The organism is Caulobacter sp. UC70_42, assembly GCF_044056025.1.
Classification (GTDB): Bacteria; Pseudomonadota; Alphaproteobacteria; order Caulobacterales; family Caulobacteraceae; genus Caulobacter.
On sequence record NZ_CP171994.1, the window covers coordinates 3,493,764 to 3,511,259 of the forward strand.

The window sequence follows — 17,496 nt, forward strand, 5'->3', positions numbered from 1 at the left end:
CGCCTGTACTGGATGGAGACTTCCCGTGTTCGCTCGCTCCCTGATGCTCGTTTCCGCCCTGGCCCTGATGGCCAGCGCTCCGGCGGTCTCCCTGGCCCAGACCGTCGCGCCGGCCGCCGCTACCGCCAGCGACGCCGACAGCCGCCTGAAGGCGATCTATGACGCCGAGTGGGCGTGGCGGCAGAAGGAGTTCGCGCGCCTGGCCAGCGACGCGCCGTTCAGCGGCGGCGCCGACCACCTGCAGCGCGTCGACGCCGCCAGCCAGGAGGCCCGCCTGGCCTACTGGACCAAGACGCTGGCCGAGTTGAACAAGATCCCCGTCGACCAGCTGTCGCCCGAGGAGCAGATCAACGCCGCGGTGTTCCGCACCAGCCTCGAGGCCTTCGTCGCCCAGGGCAAGTACCGGACCTGGGAAGCGCCGTTCAACGCCGACAGCCAGTTCTGGTCCGGCCTGTCCGCACGCAGCGGCTATTCCAGCGCCGAGGGCTATCGCCGCTATATCGGCCGTATGCGCGACATCCCGCGCTATTTCGACGAGCAGATCGCCAACATGAAGGCCGGCGTGGCGCGCGGTTTCACCGTCCCGCGCGAGGCCTTGAGCGGTCGCGACGCCACGATCGCCGCCTTCACCAACGCCGATCCGGCCAAGAACGGCTTCTACGAGGCCTTCGCCAACATGCCCTCGTCGATCCCGGCCGAAGACCAGGAGAAACTGCGCGCCGAGGCCCGGCAGGTGATCGCCCAGTCGGTGGCGCCCGCCTACCAGAAACTGCTGGCCTATTATCGCGACGAGTACCTGCCCAAGGCCCGCAAGACGATCGCCGCCGAGGCCTTGCCGGACGGCAAGGCCTACTATCAGGCGCAGATCAAGGAGTTCACGACCACCGACCTGACCGCCGAGCAGATCCACCAGATCGGCCTGTCGGAAGTGGCTCGGATTTCGGCCGAGATGGAGAAGGTCAAGGAGCAGAGCGGCTTCAAGGGCGACATGCCCGCCTTCCTGAAGTTCCTGCGCACCGACCCGCAGTTCTACGCCAAGACCCCGGACGAACTGCTGGGCGTGTCGGCCTATGTGGCCAAGCGCGTGGACGGCAAGCTGAAGGACACCATCGGCCTGCTGCCGCGCTACCGTTTCACCATCGTGCCGGTGCCGGCCGCCATCGCGCCCTACTATACGTCCGGCCGGGGCGGGCTGGAATCCTGCCAGATGAACACCTACGACCTGCCGTCGCGGCCGCTGTACCAGATCCCGGCCCTGACCCTGCACGAGTGCAATCCGGGCCACAGCTTCCAGGCCGCCGTGGCCCTGGAGCAGACCGGTCGGCCGGCCTTCCGAAAGCAGACCTACTTCTCGGGCTATGGCGAGGGCTGGGCGCTCTACATGGAGTGGCTGGGCACCAAGATGGGCATCTACCGCACGCCCTATGAGGACTTCGGCCGGCTGTCGTTCGAGATGTGGCGAGCCGCGCGCCTGGTGATCGACACCGGCATCCACCACGACGGCTGGACCCGCCAGCAGGCCATCGACTACCTGGCCAGCCACACGGCGCTGGCCCAGCACGACATCGAGACCGAGGTCGACCGATACATCAGCTGGCCGGGCCAGGCCCTGGCCTACAAGCTGGGCGAGCTGAGCATCCGCAAGAAGCGCGCCGAGGCCGAGGCCAAGCTCGGTCCCAAGTTCGACCAGCGCAAGTTCCACGACGTCATCCTGGCGCTCGGCTCGGTGCCGCTGCCGGTGCTGGAGGCGCGGATCGACAAGTACATCGCCGACGGCGGCGCCAGCCCGACGACGCCAGCCTCCTAGGACCTTCCCGAAGACCAGACCAAGACTTCCATCCGGAGATTTCCATGCGTGCGTATCCCCTCATAGCCGCCCTGGGCCTGGCCGCCCTCGCGGCGCAGCCCGTCCTGGCCCAGGAGAAGCCGCCGGCCGTCGAGGCCCCGGCCAAGGGTTCCGAAAAGGCCGCCAAGGCCGACGCCCCCGACCTGGCCCAGGCCAGCGCCGAGGAGGACGCCCAGCCCAGGCGCGGTTCGGTGACGGTCGGCGGCAAGGTCATCGGCTATACCGTCACCCCCGGCACGGTCGTCATCCGCAACGACGACGGCGAGGCGGTGGCCAGCATGTTCTACGTCGCCTACGTGGCCGACCGTCCCAAGGGCTCGGCGCCGCGTCCTGTGACCTTCACCTATAACGGCGGCCCGGGCTCCTCGAGCATGTGGCTGCACATGGGCTCGATCGGCCCGGTGCACGTCGAGACGCCGCTGGTCGAGGTCGCCGCGCCGGCGCCCTACAAGATCACCGAGAACCACGAGACGATGCTGGACAAGACCGACATCGTCTTCATCGACGCCATCGGCACGGGCCTGTCGCGGCCGATCGGCAAGTCGAAGGGGCCGGAGTTCTACGGCGTCGACCAGGACATCGACGCCTTCGCGCGCGGCATCATGCGCTACCTGACGATCAACGACCGCTGGGACAGCCCCAAGTTCCTGTTCGGCGAGAGCTACGGCACCCTGCGCTCGGCCGGCCTGGTCCACGCCCTGCAGGAGCGCGGCGTGCAGATGAACGGCGTCGTCCTGCTGTCGTCGATCCTGAACTACGGGGTCCGCCAGCCGGGCTTCGACCAGATCTTCGTCACCTACCTGCCCAGCTACGCAGCCACGGCCTGGTACCACAACCGCCTGCAGAACCGCCCGGCGGCGCTGGAGCCGTTCCTGACCGAGGTGCGCGAATGGGCTCGCGGCCCCTACGCCACGGCCATGGCCAAGGGTTCGGACCTCACCGACGCCGAACGCGCCGCCATCGCCAAGCAGATGAGCGCCTATACCGGCCTGTCCGAGAAGTTCCTGCTCAGCGTCGACCTGCGCGTCGAGCTCGGTCGGTTCCGCAAGGAGCTGTTGCGTGACCAGTCGCGCACCGTTGGCCGCCTGGACTCGCGCTTCAAGGGCATCGACGTCGATGATGGCGGCGACGGTCCCGAGTTCGACGCCACCGACACCTCGATCAGCGGGGCCTATATCGGCGCGCTGAACAAGTATCTGTTCGGCACCCTGGGCTATAAGACCAAGCTCAGCTACCGCCCGAACTACTACGCCCAGATCGGCGGCGGAAAGTGGGACCAGAAGCACAGGGCGCCGGGCGGACGCGGAGGCGGCGCTCAGATGGCCCTGGCCGACACCGCGCTCGACCTGTCGATGGCCATGCGCCAGAACCCGAAGCTGAAGGTGCTGTCGCAGAACGGCTATTACGACATGGCCACGCCGTTCTTCGGGGCGGAGTATGACCTGAAGCACATGCAGATCGATCCGAGCCTGCAGAAGAACCTGACCTACAAGTACTACGAGTCCGGGCACATGGTTTACATCAACCCGGCGGTCACCACGCAGTTCAAGAAGGACCTCGACGCCTTCTACGACAGCGCGACACAAGGCAACTGAACGGGCCGCTCGGCTGACTGAAGACGCTCCCGATCTCACCGATCGGGAGCGTTTTCCTCTCAGCGCGCCGCCACCGGCGTGACCATCGCGCGGGCGTTCCAGTTCGGCGGCTCCTGGCCGGCCAGGTGGCGCAGGAAGAATTCGAACTCCTTGCGCTGGCCATAGTCGATCGGGCCGGTCGAGCGGCCGACCGCGTGGCCTTCGCCCGGGACGACCAGCAGGTCGAACTCTTTGTCCGCCTTGATCAGGGCGTCGGCGAACTGCAGGGTCGAGGCGGGATCGACGTTCTTGTCCTGCTCGCCGACGATCAACAGCAGCTTGCCTTGAAGGCGCCAGGCGTTGTCGATCGCCGAGGCGTCCGAATAGCTCTGGTCGACGGGCCAGCCCAGCCACTGCTCGTTCCAGCTGATCTTGTCCATGCGGTTGTCGAAGCAGCCGGCGAAGGCCACCCCGACCTTGTAGAACTCCGGATGGTAGAGCAGGGCCAGCGCCGTCGACTGGCCGCCGGCCGAGCCGCCATAGATGCCGACGCGGCTTGTGTCATACCAGGGATACTTGGCCGCCACGGCCTGGTGCCAGAGGATGCGGTCGGGGAAGCCGGAGTCGGCCAGGTTCTTCCAGGCCACGTCGTGGAAGGCCTTCGAGCGGTTCAGCGTGCCCATGCCGTCGATCTGCACGACGATGAAGCCCAGATCCGCCAGGGACTGCATGCCTACCACCTTGTCGCCACCGGCGTGATAGCCGAACGGCCACCAGGTCTTGGGCACGAAGCTGGCGTGCGGGCCGGCATAGATGTTCTCGATCACCGGATAGCGCTTGGTGGGATCGAAATTCCGTGGGCGGACGATCAGGCCGTAGATGTCGGTCTTGCCGTCACGGCCCTTGGCGACGAACGGCTCGGGCGGCTTGAAACCGGCGGCGACCAGCTGGCTGATGTCGGGTTTTTCGAGCGTGGCGACCAGGCCGCCGTCGCTGGTGCGGCGCAGCTCCGAGACCGGTGGCAGATCGACGCGCGAATAGGTGTCGACATAGAGGCTGGCGTCCGGCGACAGGGCCACGTCGTGATAGGCGTCGGCGGTGGTCAGGGCCGTCAGGCCCTTGCCGTCGAAGCCGATGCGATAGACGTGCTGGAAGTAGGGGTCCTGGCCGGCGACCATGCCGCTGGCGGCGAAGTAGACCTGCCGCCTGGCCTCGTCGACCTTCAGCACCTGGCGCACCACCCAGGGGCCCTTGGTGATCTGGGTCTTCACCGCGCCGGTCTTGCCGTCGAACAGATAGAGGTGGTTCCAGCCGTCGCGCTCGGACATCCAAAGGACCTCGCGGCCGTTGTCGATGTCCTGCCGGAAGCGGCGGCCCTCATTGATGAAGGTCTTGGCCGTCTCGGTGACCACGGCGCGCGGCTGGCCGGTTCTGGCGTCGATCTCGATCACGCGCGCCAACTGGTGGCCGCGCTGTTCGTAGATGAAGGACACCGTGGCGCTGTCCTTGCGCCATTCCAGCTTGGAGAGGTCGTAAGGGTTGGCGAACAGGTCGTCCGGCGTCGGCAGTTGCTTGCCTTCGGCCGCCAGGAAGACGACCGGCCGCTCGATGTCCACCGCGTCGCCGGGCTTCGGATAGAGCTGGGTCTGGAGCTTGGGCTGCACCTGATCGGCGGGACGGGCCTCGACGCGATAGACGATGCGCCGGAAGCCGGGGCGCACGCGATAGGCGGCCAGCTTGGCCGAGTCCGGCGACCAGACGATCGACTCCGGATCGTAGAAGTTGGCCTCCGAGCCGTCGGTGCTGATCCGTTTCCAGGCTCCGCCGACCGGGCGCACGGCGATGTTGAAGTTCTCGACACGCGCCTCCCACTGGCCGTCGGGCGAGCGGCGCGGATGGTTGTCGGCCGGGACGGACAGGTCGCGCACCACGCCGAAGCCGCTGGGCCGACCCGGCCGGGCGCCTCGGTGCAGCTGTAGTCGGTCAGCGTACAGCGCCAACCGGCTTCATTGAACGCGAAACGGATCGCCGCGCCCTTGTCGGCGAAGGTGAAGGTCTCGAACGGCAGCCGCAGGGGATCGAAGGTCGTGTTGGCGGCCTTGCCGAGGCCGGCGGCGATGCGGGCCTGGTCGAAGCTGGGCGTCTTGGCGCCGGTCTTGACGTCGTAGGTGACGAAGGCGAAGCCGCCCTCGACCGTCTTGCGGTAGAAGAGCTTGTCGTCGCCCGACCACGCGGCCGGATCGGCGACGTCGCGGGTCAGGTACATCTGCGTCTCGCGCAGCCGCAGCGAGCGCGTCATGTCCTGAGCCGTCACCTGCGCCAGGACCGGTGTCGCCTGCAGGGTCAACGCCAGTACGATCAATCCGCCAGTCCGCATGTACAGTCCCCAGGACGCTCGTCGAGTTATCGTATTATGTATACGGTGAGGCTTGGCGAGGTGAAGCCTAAAGGGGAGGGAAGCATGTCGGTATTTCGCAAGGCGCTGGCCGGGACGGCCCTGACGCTGCTGCTGGCGGGGCCGCTCCAAGCGCAGACGGCCGCCACGCCGCCGCAACAGACCGAGTTCCGACGGCTACACGCGCTATGAGCTGCTCGGCGCGGGCAGTCACAAGTTCCGGATCGTCTACGAGATCACCGCCAGCACGCCAGGGGCGAGCGCCTACTACAATCCCATCCGGCCCGGCAGCGTGGCCACCGACGAAAGCGTCAGCGACCGCGCCACCGGCAAGCCGCTGAAGTTCGACGTGGTCGGCGGCGATGTCGCCAAGGCCGGCGGGGTGCGCGGGGCCAGTCCCGACGGCAGCTACATCCGCGTCGAGCTGGCCCATCCGGTGCCGGCCGACGGCGGCGAGGGCCGGGTGCTGATCGACAAGACCTATGAGGACGCCAAGAGCTACTACCAGGAGGGCGAACTGATCGTCTTCGACCGGCCGCTGGGCGTGAAGCGCAACGCGGTGGTCCTGCCGGCCGGTTACGAACTGGTGTCCTGCAACTACCCGGCCCAGGTGCTGCAGGAGGCTGACGGCCGCATCAAGATCGCCTTCTGGAACAACACCCCGGCCCAGGCGCCGCTGGTGATCAAGGCGCGGCCTTCGCCGAACCTGAAATCTGGCGCCTCGTCACAGGCCAAGGCGCTGGACGAGCGCGCCCACCAGAGCCGCGAGATCGTGTACTTCCTGCAGCCGCCGGAAACCCACAGCTTCGATCTCTATCACGACTACACCGAGACCCGGCCGGGCGTGGGCGTCTATGTCAATATCGTCCGGGCGGGCAGCGCCGCCTCCAAGCCATCGGCGCGCAACCTCGACACCGGCGCGGCCCTGAAGTGGGAGATGCTGAAGGGCGCCGACATCCTGAAGGCCGCGCCCGACCAGAAGGGCGTCACGCCCGAGACCGAGGCTATCGTGTTCCACTTCGATCCCGTGAAGCCGGGCCAGAGCGCTCGCCTGCGCTTCAGCGAGACCTATACCGACGCCGAGCGCTACACGCTGGTCGGCGACGAGCTGGTCTGGCGGCGGTCATTCGGCCGGCCGCTGAACACCGTGGTGCTGCCCGCCGGCTGGGTGCTGACCAACAGCTCGGTCCCGGCCACGGTCAAGACCCTGGCCGACGGCCGCGTCCAGCTGGAGTTCATCAACCCTCGCGCCGACGAGATCGACACCGTCATCACGGCGCGACGGCGCTAGGTTTTTTTATAGAACACCGGCCGCTCGGGCAGGGCGGCCGGGTCGACCCAGTGGCCCTGGGCGATGACCCCGTCGATCCTCTCGATGTTGCGGATGTCTGCCAGCGGATCGGCGGACAGCAGCACCAGATCGGCGATCTTGCCGGGCGCGATGGTTCCGAGGTCTGGCATGGCCGCCGCGGCCGCGCCGGTCTTGGTCGCCGCGACGATCGCCTGCATCGGCGTCAGGCCCAGCTCCACGAAGCCCTCGATGGCGCGCAGCGTGGCGATGCCAGGCTCGGCCGCGTCGGGCTTCGGGGCGCGGCGAAACTCCGGCGCGTCGCCGAAGAAGGCGTCGGTGGCGGGCGTCACCCGGCAACCGGCCTTGATCAGGCGCTCGGCGTTGCGGCGCTGGATGTCCTCGTTGTCGCCCAGCATGTCCAGCCGCCGCCAGCGTTCGGCGCTGGTGGTCGCGGGCGGCAGCTTGTCGATCTGTCCTTGCGCCTCGGCGCGCTTGGCCAGGTGCTTTTCCCGCGCGGCGCCGGTGATCATGTTGGCGCGCATGCCGCATAGCACGTTCTTGTCGACGATCAGCCGGATCAGGTCGTCGGGCAGGTCGCGGCTCATCAGTTCGGGATGCTGGATCAGGTCGATGCCGGCCTCGACGGCGAGGCGCAGGCCTTCGGAGCTGGTGGCGTGGGTCTCGACCAGCTTGCCGCGCTTGTGAGCTTCTCCGACGATCACCGCCTGCTGGCGCGGCGAGAAGCCGATCAGCGAGGGGCGGACGAAATGGCTGGTGCCGCCGTATTTGATGAAGTCGACGCCCTTGTCGAGATAGCGGTTCATGGCGACCCGCAGCTCGTCCGGGGTCATGTCCATGATCTCCTCACCCATGTCCTGGGCCAGCAGGTCGTTCCATTGCTCTTGAAAGACCGACAGGTCGGAATCCTTGGTCAGCGAGAACGACAGCGAGAACGGACCGCTCCAGCCCAGGATATTGCCGGCGGCCTTGATACGCGCGCCGACCGCCTCGCCCCGGTCGATGCGGTCGCGGACCGCCAGGGTCGGGGGCAGGACGCCATAGCTGTCGCGCACCGTGGTGACGCCGTACTTGAGGGCGCGCTGGGCGAACTCCAGCGCCAGCTCCTCGCCCCGATCGGCGTATTTCAGCGAGGTGTCGCGGCGCGCCGGCGTGCCGTAGACCGAGACGTGGGCGTTGCTGTCGATGAAGCCGGGCAGCAGATAGCGGCCTCGGCCGTCAATGACGCGGACCTTCCTCGGCGGCTTGGCCGGCGTGTCGCCGATCGAGACGATGCGGCCGTTCTCGATCCGCACGGCGGCGTTGGGCCGAGGCGGGGCGCCTGTGCCGTCGATCACCGTGACGCCGGTGATGAGCAGAGGCTCTTGCGGCCTAGGCGCGGCCTGCGCGCAGAACCCCGTCAGCCAGAGGACCAATCCTGAGGCGGCGGCGATCGCCGATCGTTGCGTCAATCCGCGCGCCATGGCTCATCCCCAAGCTTCTCAAGCTTGGGACTGTATACGGTATCATATCGTACACAATAAGCGCGGCGCCTAGGCCGACAGCTGCTGCTTCAGGTCCTTCATCGTGCCGCGGATGTGGGCGGCGGTCAGGGACTCGACCTTGGCGGCGTCGCCCTTCAGCCAGGCGTCGAGAAGCTCGCGATGCTCCTCGGCCGCGCGGGCTTCCCGGCCATAGGGCTCCAGGTGGACGCGCACATAGCGCTCGGCCAGGACCTGAAGGCGCTCCAGCAGCTGATAGGTGACCAGGCCGCCCGAAGGCCGGATCATGGCCATGTGGAAGGCGCGGTTCATCGACACGTGATCGCCCGGGCGCCGCTCTGCTGGGCCGTCTCGAGGGCGGCCAGGGCGGCCTTGACCACCTGCTGATCCTCGGGCGTGGCCTTCTTGCAGCCCGCGGCCGTCGCGCCGGGCTCCAGCTTGAGGCGCAGATCGAACACCTCGTGCGCCTCGTCGACCGACAGCGGCCGAACGACATAGCCGCGGTTCGGGTAGGAGCTGAGCAGGCCGTCCTGCTCAAGCCGGCTCAGGGCCTCGCGCAGCGGGATCTTGCTGACCCCCAGCTCCTCGGCGATCGTGTCCTGTCGCACCGGCGTTCCAGGGGCCATCTGGCCCAGCAGGATACGCTTGCGGACCAGCTCGTAGGTCTGGTCGGAGAGGGTGCGGACGACGATGGTCATCGGGTGGGCGTGTCTCTCAAGAAGCGCAAAGGCTTGGCGGCGCGAAGCGCGCCCTCAACGGTCATAGGTCCCTGTAACCGGCCAGTGCAAACAAGAAATCGTCGACCGCGCCCTAAACGACTTGAAAACCTCGCCAGAACTGGTCTGCCTGATCGATCCAGATCGTATTGAAGCCGGTCGAGATCGCCGAGCCCTCGACGGAGGGAATGATCGCGGCCTGATCCCCGATTGCGGTTTCCGCCTCGACCTTGCCGATGAAGCGGCTGCGAATGAAGCTTTCATGCACGAAGGTCTCGCCGACCTTGAGCCTGTTCTTGGCGTGGAGATGGGCCAGGCGGGCCGAGGTGCCGGTGCCGCAGGGGCTGCGATCGATGGCCTTGTCGCCATAGAACACCGCGTTGCGCCCAACGGCTTTGCCGTCCGCGCCTTCCGTGCTGGGACCGTCGGCCCACAAGACGTGGCTGACCCCGCGAATGGTCGGATCCAGCGGGTGGATGGGCGTGGTCTTCTCGCGCACCAATTCGCGGACGATGGGGCTGTAGCGCAGGATGTCCTGGGCGCTGAACGCGTCCAGGCCCTTGTACGCGCCTTGCGGCTCGACGATGGCGTAGAAGTTGCCGCCATAGGCGACGTCCAGCTTCAGCGGACCCAGGCCCGGAACGTCGATCTCGATGTCGGTCACCGCCAGATAGGCCGGCACATTGACGATCTTCACCGCCGTGACCTTGTCGCCCGCCGTCGTGTATTCGATGTCGATGACGCCGGCCGGCACTTCCAGCTTCAGGCGGCCCGGGACGCGCGGGGTGATCAGGCCGTTCTCCAGGGCGAAGGTGACCATGCCGATCGTGCCATGGCCGCACATCGGCAGGCAGCCGCTGGTCTCGACGAACAGGATGCCGGCCTCGGTGTCGTCGCGGGTGGGGGGATAGAGGAAGCCGCCGGACATCATGTCGTGGCCTCGCGGCTCGAACATGAGGCCCGTGCGGATCCAGTCGAAGCGCTCCAGGAAGTCCTGGCGGCGCTCGCTCATCGACGCGCCCCGGAGCAGGGGCGCGCCGCCGACGATCAGCCGTACGGGATTGCCGGCGGTGTGGCCGTCAATGCAGAAGAAGGTGTGACGCATGGCTGATCGACAGTCCTGGTTGATCGGGGCCTAGCCGACGGGACGGGTGGCGGCGGCCTTCTCGACCATGGCCGTCACCTCGGCGCGACGGGCCCCGGCCAGCGGCAGGCGCGGCGCGCGGACGCGCTCGGAGCCCCGGCCCATGATCTGCTCGGCCAGCTTGATAGACTGGACGAGATCATGTTCGGCGTCGAGGTGCAGCAGCGGCATGAACCAGCGGTAGATCCGCAGGGCTTCGGCCAGGTCGCCCCGGTCGATGGCGGCCACCAGGGCCACCGATTCCTGTGGGAAGGCGCTGGTCAGGCCCGAGACCCAGCCGTGGGCGCCTAGCAGCAGACCCTCCAGCGCGACGTCGTCGAGACCGGCCATCAGGATGTAGCGATCGCCGAAGACGTTGAGCAGGTCGGTGAAGCGGCGGGTGTCGGGCGCGCTTTCCTTGACCGCCACGATATTGGGCACGTCCGCCAGGCGCTGCAGCACGCTGGTGGTGATCGAGACGCGATAGGCCGGCGGGTTGTTGTAGAGCATCATCGGCAGGCTGGTGGCCGCCGCGACCGTGCGGAAGTGGTGCTCCAGCTCCAGCTCGGTGGGCACATAGACCATGGCCGGCAGCACCATGAGGGCGTCGGCGCCGAGGGCTTCGGCGTCCTTGGCGAACTTGGCGGCGCGGTCGGTGGTCATTTCCGAGACACCGACCACCACCGGAACGCGCCCCGCGACCACTTCGACGGCGGCTTTCAGCGCCGCGCGCTTCTCATCGGCTTCAAGCGAGTTGTTTTCGCCGCAGGTGCCGAGCACGATGAGCCCATGGACGCCGTCCTTGATCAGGGCGTCGAGGACGCCCTGGCTCGCCTCGAAGTCGATGGACGAGTCCGCATTGAATTGAGTGGTCGCCGCTGGATAGACGCCGCGCCAGGAGATCGAATTCATACCGCTTGCACCTCTGTGATGTTCGTCTACCATATACGATATGAGATCTCGAGGTAAAGGCCTGGTGGCTGTCCAATGAGTATAGTCGTTGTCGGCGGAGGCGTGGTGGGGCTTGCCTGCGCGTTGGATCTCCGACGCGCGGGCGCTGACGTGCTGCTCATCGACGAGGGCGCGGGTCCATCGGCGTCCTGGGGCAATGCCGGTCATATCGCCATCGAACAGGTCGAACCGATCGCCTCGATGAAGGCGTTGAGATCGGCCCCGACGCGCTGGTTCCCGCGCGGCGGGGCCCTGGACTTCAGATTCGCGGACATTCTCTCATGGGGCGGCTGGGCGGGGCGGTATGTCCAGGCTTGCGCGCCGGACGCCTTCGATCACGGAAAGGCGGCGCTGGGCGCCTTGCTCGCCGACGCGATCCCGGCCTGGCGACGTCTCGCCGCGGCGGCCGGCCGGCCCGACCTGCTGAGCGAGCGCGGCCACATCGTGGTCTGGGAGAGCCTGGCCAGCGCCGAAAAGGGCAGGGCGGCCTGGGGCGCGGCCGACATCGGCCAGGCGCGAACGCGCGACCTGCGGGGCGTCGAGCTGCTGGAGGTCGCCAGCCGTCTGGCCGTCGCGCCGGCGGGCGGCCTGCGTTTCGAGAACAGCGGGCAGATCAGCGATCCTGGCTTGGCCCTGCGGACCTTGCGCGACGCCTTCGTGGCCCTGGGCGGCGCGATTCGTTCGGCCAGGGTCACGGCGCTGAGGCTCGAGGGCGGTTGCGCGGTCGTCGCCCTGGACGACGGCGAGACGCCGCGAGCGGACCAGGTCGTCCTGGCCGCCGGAGTCGGCAGCGGACGGCTGATGCGAGGCCTGGGCCATGTCGCGCCCATCGTCGCCGAGCGCGGCTATCACATCGAGGGCGAGGTCCTCGAAGGCGATGGACGCGCGTGGGGTGACCTGCCGCCGATGGTCTTCGAGGACCGGTCGATGATCGTCACCCGGTTCGGCGACCGGCTGAGGGCGGCCAGCTTCGTCGAGTTCGCCCGCCAGGATTCTCCGGCCGATCCACGCAAATGGGCGCGCCTGCATCGGCATGTGGGCGCGCTGGGCCTGCCGATGGCGGCGTCGCGCAGCCAGTGGATGGGCGCGCGGCCGACCTTGCCCGACTACCTGCCGGCCATCGGCGTCAGCCGCCGTGCGTCCAACCTGATCTACGCCTTCGGCCACCAGCATCTGGGTCTGACCCTGGCGGCGACGACCGGCGAGATCGTCACCGCCCTGGCCGGCGGCGGCGCGGCGGCGGTTGACCTGGCGCCGTTCGACCTGGACCGTTTCGCCCCCGGCGCCGCGCGCCGCGCCAAGGAGATCGCCGCATGACGACCGGCATTGGCGGATCTTCCGCCGAACAGGAACTCGCTGACCTCGCGCCGCCGCCCGGCCGGCCCGCGCCGATCGACGCCGCCGAGCGCCGGGCGCGCCTGGCCAAGGCGCGGGGCCTGACGCGGGCGCTGGGCGCCCAGGCGCTGCTGATCGGCGCCGGCGCCAGCCTGCGCTATTTCACCGGCGTGACCTGGGGTGCGACCGAGCGACTGGTCGCCATGCTGCTGCCCGTCGAGGGCGAGCCGATGATGATCTGCCCGGCCTTCGAGCTGGGCTCGCTGGAAGCCAGCCTGGGCGTCGAGGCCGAGATCCGTCTCTGGCAGGAGGACGAGCCGCCGGGCGCGCTGGTCGCCGAGATGCTGAAGGCGCTGGGCGTCACGACCCTGGCCTTCGACCCGGCCCTGTCCTTCCAGGCCTTCGACGACGTCCGCCGGGCCGCGCCCGACCTCACCGTGCTGAACGCCGCGCCCGTCGTCGACGGCTGCCGCGGGATCAAGTCGCCGGCCGAGCTCGCTTTGCTGCAATACGCCAAGAGCCTGACCCTGGAGGTCCATCGCCGCGCCGCCGCGATCCTGCGCCCCGGGATCACCACCGGCGAGGTCAAGCGCTTCATCGACACGGCCCACCGCGCCTGCGGGGCCGACAACGGCTCGACCTTCTGCGCGGTGCAGTTCGGCGTCGCCAGCGCCTATCCGCATGGCGTGCCGGGCGAGCAGAGCCTGGCGGACGGCGATCTCGTGCTGATCGACACCGGCTGTCAGATCGACGGCTACCATTCCGACATCACCCGCACCTACGTCTTCGGGACGCCCAGCGCCGAGCACCGGCGGATCTGGGACATCGAGCACGAGGCCCAGGCCGCAGCCTTCGCGGCCGTGCGGCCCGGCGTGCCGTGCGAAGTGATCGACCAGACGGCGCGCGAGGTGCTGCAACGCCATGGCCTGGGCCCCGACTACGCCTTGCCCGGCCTGCCGCATCGCACCGGCCACGGCATCGGCCTCTCCATCCATGAAGGCCCGTATCTGGTACGCGGCGACACGACCCCGCTGGCGGTCGGCATGTGCTTTTCCAACGAGCCGATGATCGTGCTGCCCGACCAGTTCGGCGTCCGGCTCGAAGACCATTTCCATGTCACGCCCGACGGCGCGGCCTGGTTCACCAAGCCTTCGGCCGCGATCGACAGGCCGTTTTCGTAAAGCGCGGACCGGCGAGGGGGCCGGGCGCGACAACAACAGGGGACTGGGACTGATGACCTTCTGGACGCGCCGCAAGGCGCTGGACGCGGTGCTCCGCGTTCGAGGAAAGCCGCCGCCTCAAGCCGACGCTGAGTTGGCCGCACCTGATCGCCCTGGGCATCGGCGCGATCATCGGCACGGGCATCTACACCCTGACCGGCATCGGCGCGGAACGGGCCGGTCCCGCCGTGATCCTGGCCTTCGCGGCCTGCGGCGTGCTCTGCGTGTTCGCCGCCCTGACCTATGCCGAGATGGCCACCATGATCCCGGCGGCCGGCAGCGCCTACACCTACGCCTACGCCGTGCTGGGCGAGGGGCTGGCCTGGATCGTCGGCTGGAGCCTCGTCCTGGAATATTCGGTGACCTGCAGCGCCGTGGCGGTGGGCTGGTCGGGCTACATGGTCGGGCTTCTGAAGAGCGCGGGCGTAACCCTGCCGGCGGCCCTGCTGGCCGGACCGCACGGCGGCGGCGTCGTCAACCTGCCGGCGGTGCTGATCGTGCTGGCGGTCACCGCCCTGCTGATCCGCGGCGCCAAGGAGAGCGCGGTGGTCAACATCGCCCTGGTGGCCATCAAGATCCTGGCCCTGGCCGTGTTCGTGATGCTGACCATCACCGCGCTGAAGCCCGAGAACTTCACCCCCTTCATGCCCTACGGCTTCGCGTCCGAGACCGTGAACGGCCACACCCGCGGCGTCATGGCGGCGGCGGCCATCGTGTTCTTCGCCTTCTTCGGCTTCGACGCGGTCTCGACCTCGGCCGAGGAGGTGAAGAACCCCAAGCGCGACCTGACCATCGGCATCGTCGGCTCGATGGTCGTCAGCACCCTGATCTACATGCTGGTCGCCACCTGCGCGGTCGGGGCCTGGGCCTATAGCGAGTTCGCCCGCAGCGGCGAGCCGCTGGCCTTCATCCTGCGCAGCCTGAACCACCCCTGGGCGGCGGTGGCCATCGCGGCGGCGGCCGTCATCGCCCTGCCCAGCGTCATCCTGGTGATGATGTTCGGCCAGACGCGGGTATTCTTCGTGATGTCGCGCGACGGCCTGCTGCCGCACGGCCTGAGCCGTCTGCACGAGCGTCGCGGCACGCCGGTGAAGCTGACCCTGATGGTCGGCGCCTTCGTGGCTGTGGTCGCGGGCCTGTTCCGACTGGACGAGATCGCCGAGCTGTCGAACGCCGGCACCCTGCTGGCCTTCATCTGCGTGGCCGTCTGCGTGATGGTTCTGCGCGTGACCAAGCCCGACCTGCCGCGCCTGTTCCGCTGCCCGGCCGTGTGGGTGGTCGGTCCGCTGGCGGTGGTCGGCTGCCTCTACTTCATGATCAGCCTGCCGCCGGCGACGCTTGGCCGCTTCCTGGCGTGGAACGTGGTCGGGATCGTCGTCTACCTGCTCTACGGCCGTCGCAAGAGCTTCCTCAACACGCCTTCGACGGCGAGCTGAGGTCGGTATCACGTCGGCGGCGGACGCCGCCGACGCGCTACTGGTTCTTGAACCTGTCCCAATGCTCGAAGTCGAAGGTCGGCTTCGGACGGGTCGGCCGGACCTCGAACACCAGGGTGTCGCGGGACGGCGCGCCCTGGTCGCGGGTGACCGTGACGACCGCCGTGTGCATCCCTTCGGCCATGTCCCTGGGCAGGTCGTAGCGCCAGATGTGCGGAGAGTGGTCGGCGCGCGAGCCGCGCGGCTGGGGCGGCATCGGCGGCAGGCGCTTCTGGCGGCCCTGGACGTAGCCTTGAGTCTCGGGATCGCCCGAGCGGCTCTGGATCGCCGCGCGGGCCATGGTCAGCTGGCGCTGCAGGGCGAACGGATCCGACCAGGTCGCGCCGCTGTGGACGGTCTCGCCCTTCATCTCCTGGGTGCGGGTCATCGGCCGGGGCGCGCCGCCGTCGATGGCGACCAGGACCTTGGTCGTGGAGTCGCCCATCCACACGTCGGCGGTCAGCCAGCTCTGGCCGGCCAAGTCGGTCGGGGTCAGCAGCTTGACGTCCGGCAGGTCCTGGACGCTGAGCGGTGGCACGGGATCGCGCTTGTCCTCCGGCGCGTCGCGCCAGGCGAAGATCTTGTCGGCCCAGTCGCGGAAGGCCGGAGTGCTGACCGACAGCCACATGGCCCGGTCGCGCGGCAGGCCGCTGGCGCGGTAGTCGAGCGTGTAGTTCGTCCCTTTGACCACGAAGTCGACATAGCCGCGCGGCGAGCCGTCGCCCTGGATGCTCATCGGCGCGCCGTCGATGTCGTAGTCGCCGCCCCACCAGTCGCCGGCGACGGCGGCCGGCCACCAGGTGGCGGAACGGGATGGTCGAGACGCCGACGTTTTCCTTCCAGCCGGCCATCGAGTCGCCGGGCGCCATGTTCTCCAGCGTGTGGCTGTGGCCGGTCAGGGACAGGGCCGGTCGCCCCTTCACAAGGGCGTAGAGCTCGTCAAGATTGGCCGTCTGGTGGGGCTGTGACTCGCTGTTGTCGAAGCCGACGAACGGGATGTGGGCGGCGAACACGACCAGCTTCTTGCGATCGGTGGTCTTCAGCACGTTCTCGATGAAGGTCATCTGGTCGGGTAGCAGGCGTCCGGCATAGGTCTTCCAGTACTGTTTGCAGAACGGCCGCTCGCGCGCCTCGCGGGGATCCTCGCCGCAGGGGAACGAGACGTTGTCCAGCACGATGAACACCGCCTGGCCCATCTCGAACGCGTAGTTGTTGGGGCCATACAGCCGCCGCCAGGTGTCGGAGCTGTCGATGTCGTGGTCGGCGTCGTGGTCGTAGTCGTGATTGCCCTGCACCCACCATTGCGGGACGCCGATCGCGCCCATCACCTCGGCCGTGCGCGGGATCAGGTGAAGGTCGTCGCTGACGATGTCGCCCAGGGCCAGCAGGCAGGCCGGTTTCTTGGGCGCGTTCACCAGTTCGCGGACCAGGGAGTCGCGGACATAGCCGACCTCGATATTGGACGCCGGCTGGACGTCGCCCAGCACCGCGCAGTCGAAGGTCTGACCGGATTCTGTGGGAATGATCGGAAAGTTGATCGCCGAGGGCAGGGGACCGGTCGGCGGCAGGCCGCCATAGCGCAGGGCCTTGGGCGTGCCGGCCGGCTTGTGCTGATAGGCGAACCGCGGAACCCAGCGCGTGTCGGTGGGCACGCGCCAGCCGCTGGGCTGGATCACGAACACCGCCATGTCCGGACGCGCGGGCAGGGCGTAGCGGCCGGCCTTGTCGGTCAGCACGACCTCGCGGCTGTTGGAGACCTTCACCCCGGCCACGCCGCGCTCGCCCGCGTCCAGGCGCCCATTATGATTGACGTCATCGAATACGACGCCGGCGATCGTCCTGTCGTCCGTCCGCGCGTCGCGGCGCACGTCGATGTCGGCGAAATAGGGTGTCGTCGGGTTCGCCGGCGCGGCCAGGGCGGCGCTGGCGCATCCGCCGAGGATCGTCGCGCACAGCAGGGCGATCGGCAGGGAAGTCTTGGTCACGACAAGCCTCTTGGCTGAAGACGCCCCCCTGTTTGGCGGACGTCTGACACATCCCGATGAAGGTCCGCGCGCTGGCGGCGATCTGA

13 protein-coding genes and 2 pseudogenes are annotated in these 17,496 nt (G+C 68.4%); 7 read left to right on the plus strand and 8 right to left on the minus strand.

Features of this window, described 5'->3' with window-relative positions; all coding sequences use genetic code 11:
* Positions 1 to 25 precede the first annotated feature (25 nt).
* Complete coding sequence (locus tag ACHMW8_RS17380; protein WP_395443219.1) at positions 26 to 1,807, plus strand: DUF885 domain-containing protein; 1,782 nt, start codon at positions 26 to 28, stop codon at positions 1,805 to 1,807.
* 44 nt (positions 1,808 to 1,851) lie between these two features.
* Complete coding sequence (locus ACHMW8_RS17385; RefSeq protein ID WP_395443220.1) at positions 1,852 to 3,441, plus strand: S10 family peptidase; 1,590 nt, start codon at positions 1,852 to 1,854, stop codon at positions 3,439 to 3,441.
* Positions 3,442 to 3,500: 59 nt separating this feature from the next.
* Here ACHMW8_RS17385 and ACHMW8_RS17390 read toward each other — a convergent pair whose 3' ends face one another.
* A complete protein-coding gene (locus tag ACHMW8_RS17390; protein WP_395443221.1) occupies positions 3,501 to 5,420 on the minus strand; it encodes a DPP IV N-terminal domain-containing protein in 1,920 nt (639 codons plus the stop codon).
* A gap of 461 nt (positions 5,421 to 5,881) precedes the next feature.
* Between ACHMW8_RS17390 and ACHMW8_RS17395 the strand changes: the two genes are divergently transcribed.
* Positions 5,882 to 6,007: a hypothetical protein gene (locus tag ACHMW8_RS17395; RefSeq protein ID WP_395443222.1), complete on the plus strand. Its 126-nt coding sequence runs from the start codon at positions 5,882 to 5,884 to the stop codon at positions 6,005 to 6,007.
* 100 nt (positions 6,008 to 6,107) lie between these two features.
* Positions 6,108 to 7,106 (plus strand): hypothetical protein, encoded by a 999-nt coding sequence (locus ACHMW8_RS17400; protein ID WP_395443223.1) that lies wholly within the window; start codon positions 6,108 to 6,110, stop codon positions 7,104 to 7,106.
* Here ACHMW8_RS17400 and ACHMW8_RS17405 read toward each other — a convergent pair.
* The 5 genes from ACHMW8_RS17405 to ACHMW8_RS17425 all read right to left on the minus strand — a co-directional run bounded on the left by ACHMW8_RS17405 (position 7,103) and on the right by ACHMW8_RS17425 (position 11,356).
* Complete coding sequence (locus ACHMW8_RS17405) at positions 7,103 to 8,587, minus strand: amidohydrolase family protein (protein ID WP_395443224.1); 1,485 nt, start codon at positions 8,585 to 8,587, stop codon at positions 7,103 to 7,105. The two genes, ACHMW8_RS17400 and ACHMW8_RS17405, sit on opposite strands and share 4 nt — an antisense overlap.
* 69 nt (positions 8,588 to 8,656) lie before the next feature.
* The gene (locus tag ACHMW8_RS17410) at positions 8,657 to 8,917 is read right to left on the minus strand and encodes an FCD domain-containing protein (protein ID WP_395443225.1); all 261 of its coding nucleotides are present in this window, start codon (positions 8,915 to 8,917) and stop codon (positions 8,657 to 8,659) included.
* Positions 8,914 to 9,303 (minus strand): GntR family transcriptional regulator, encoded by a 390-nt coding sequence (locus ACHMW8_RS17415; RefSeq protein ID WP_395443226.1) that lies wholly within the window; start codon positions 9,301 to 9,303, stop codon positions 8,914 to 8,916. The genes ACHMW8_RS17410 and ACHMW8_RS17415 overlap by 4 nt, the downstream gene beginning before the upstream one ends.
* Positions 9,304 to 9,415: 112 nt before the next feature.
* On the minus strand, positions 9,416 to 10,426 hold the full coding sequence (locus ACHMW8_RS17420; RefSeq protein WP_395443227.1) for a 4-hydroxyproline epimerase: 1,011 nt from the start codon (positions 10,424 to 10,426) through the stop codon (positions 9,416 to 9,418).
* 30 nt (positions 10,427 to 10,456) lie between these two features.
* A complete protein-coding gene (locus tag ACHMW8_RS17425) occupies positions 10,457 to 11,356 on the minus strand; it encodes a dihydrodipicolinate synthase family protein (protein ID WP_395443228.1) in 900 nt (299 codons plus the stop codon).
* Positions 11,357 to 11,431: 75 nt separating this feature from the next.
* Between ACHMW8_RS17425 and ACHMW8_RS17430 the strand changes: the two genes are divergently transcribed.
* The 3 genes and pseudogenes from ACHMW8_RS17430 (at position 11,432) to ACHMW8_RS17440 (ending at position 15,386) form a co-directional block, all read left to right on the plus strand.
* Entirely contained in the window at positions 11,432 to 12,712 is a 1,281-nt protein-coding gene (locus ACHMW8_RS17430; protein WP_395443229.1) for an NAD(P)/FAD-dependent oxidoreductase, read from the plus strand.
* Complete coding sequence (locus ACHMW8_RS17435; RefSeq protein ID WP_125158009.1) at positions 12,709 to 13,911, plus strand: Xaa-Pro peptidase family protein; 1,203 nt, start codon at positions 12,709 to 12,711, stop codon at positions 13,909 to 13,911. The genes ACHMW8_RS17430 and ACHMW8_RS17435 overlap by 4 nt, the downstream gene beginning before the upstream one ends.
* Before the next feature lie 52 nt (positions 13,912 to 13,963).
* A pseudogene (locus tag ACHMW8_RS17440) lies at positions 13,964 to 15,386 on the plus strand (amino acid permease).
* Between the two features lie 37 nt (positions 15,387 to 15,423).
* Here ACHMW8_RS17440 and ACHMW8_RS17445 read toward each other — a convergent pair.
* The gene (locus ACHMW8_RS17445; protein WP_395446002.1) at positions 15,424 to 16,161 is read right to left on the minus strand and encodes a calcineurin-like phosphoesterase C-terminal domain-containing protein; all 738 of its coding nucleotides are present in this window, start codon (positions 16,159 to 16,161) and stop codon (positions 15,424 to 15,426) included.
* Positions 16,162 to 16,363: 202 nt separating this feature from the next.
* Positions 16,364 to 17,410 (minus strand): annotated as a pseudogene (locus ACHMW8_RS17450) (metallophosphoesterase N-terminal domain-containing protein); the annotation flags it as partial.
* Positions 17,411 to 17,496 lie beyond the last annotated feature (86 nt).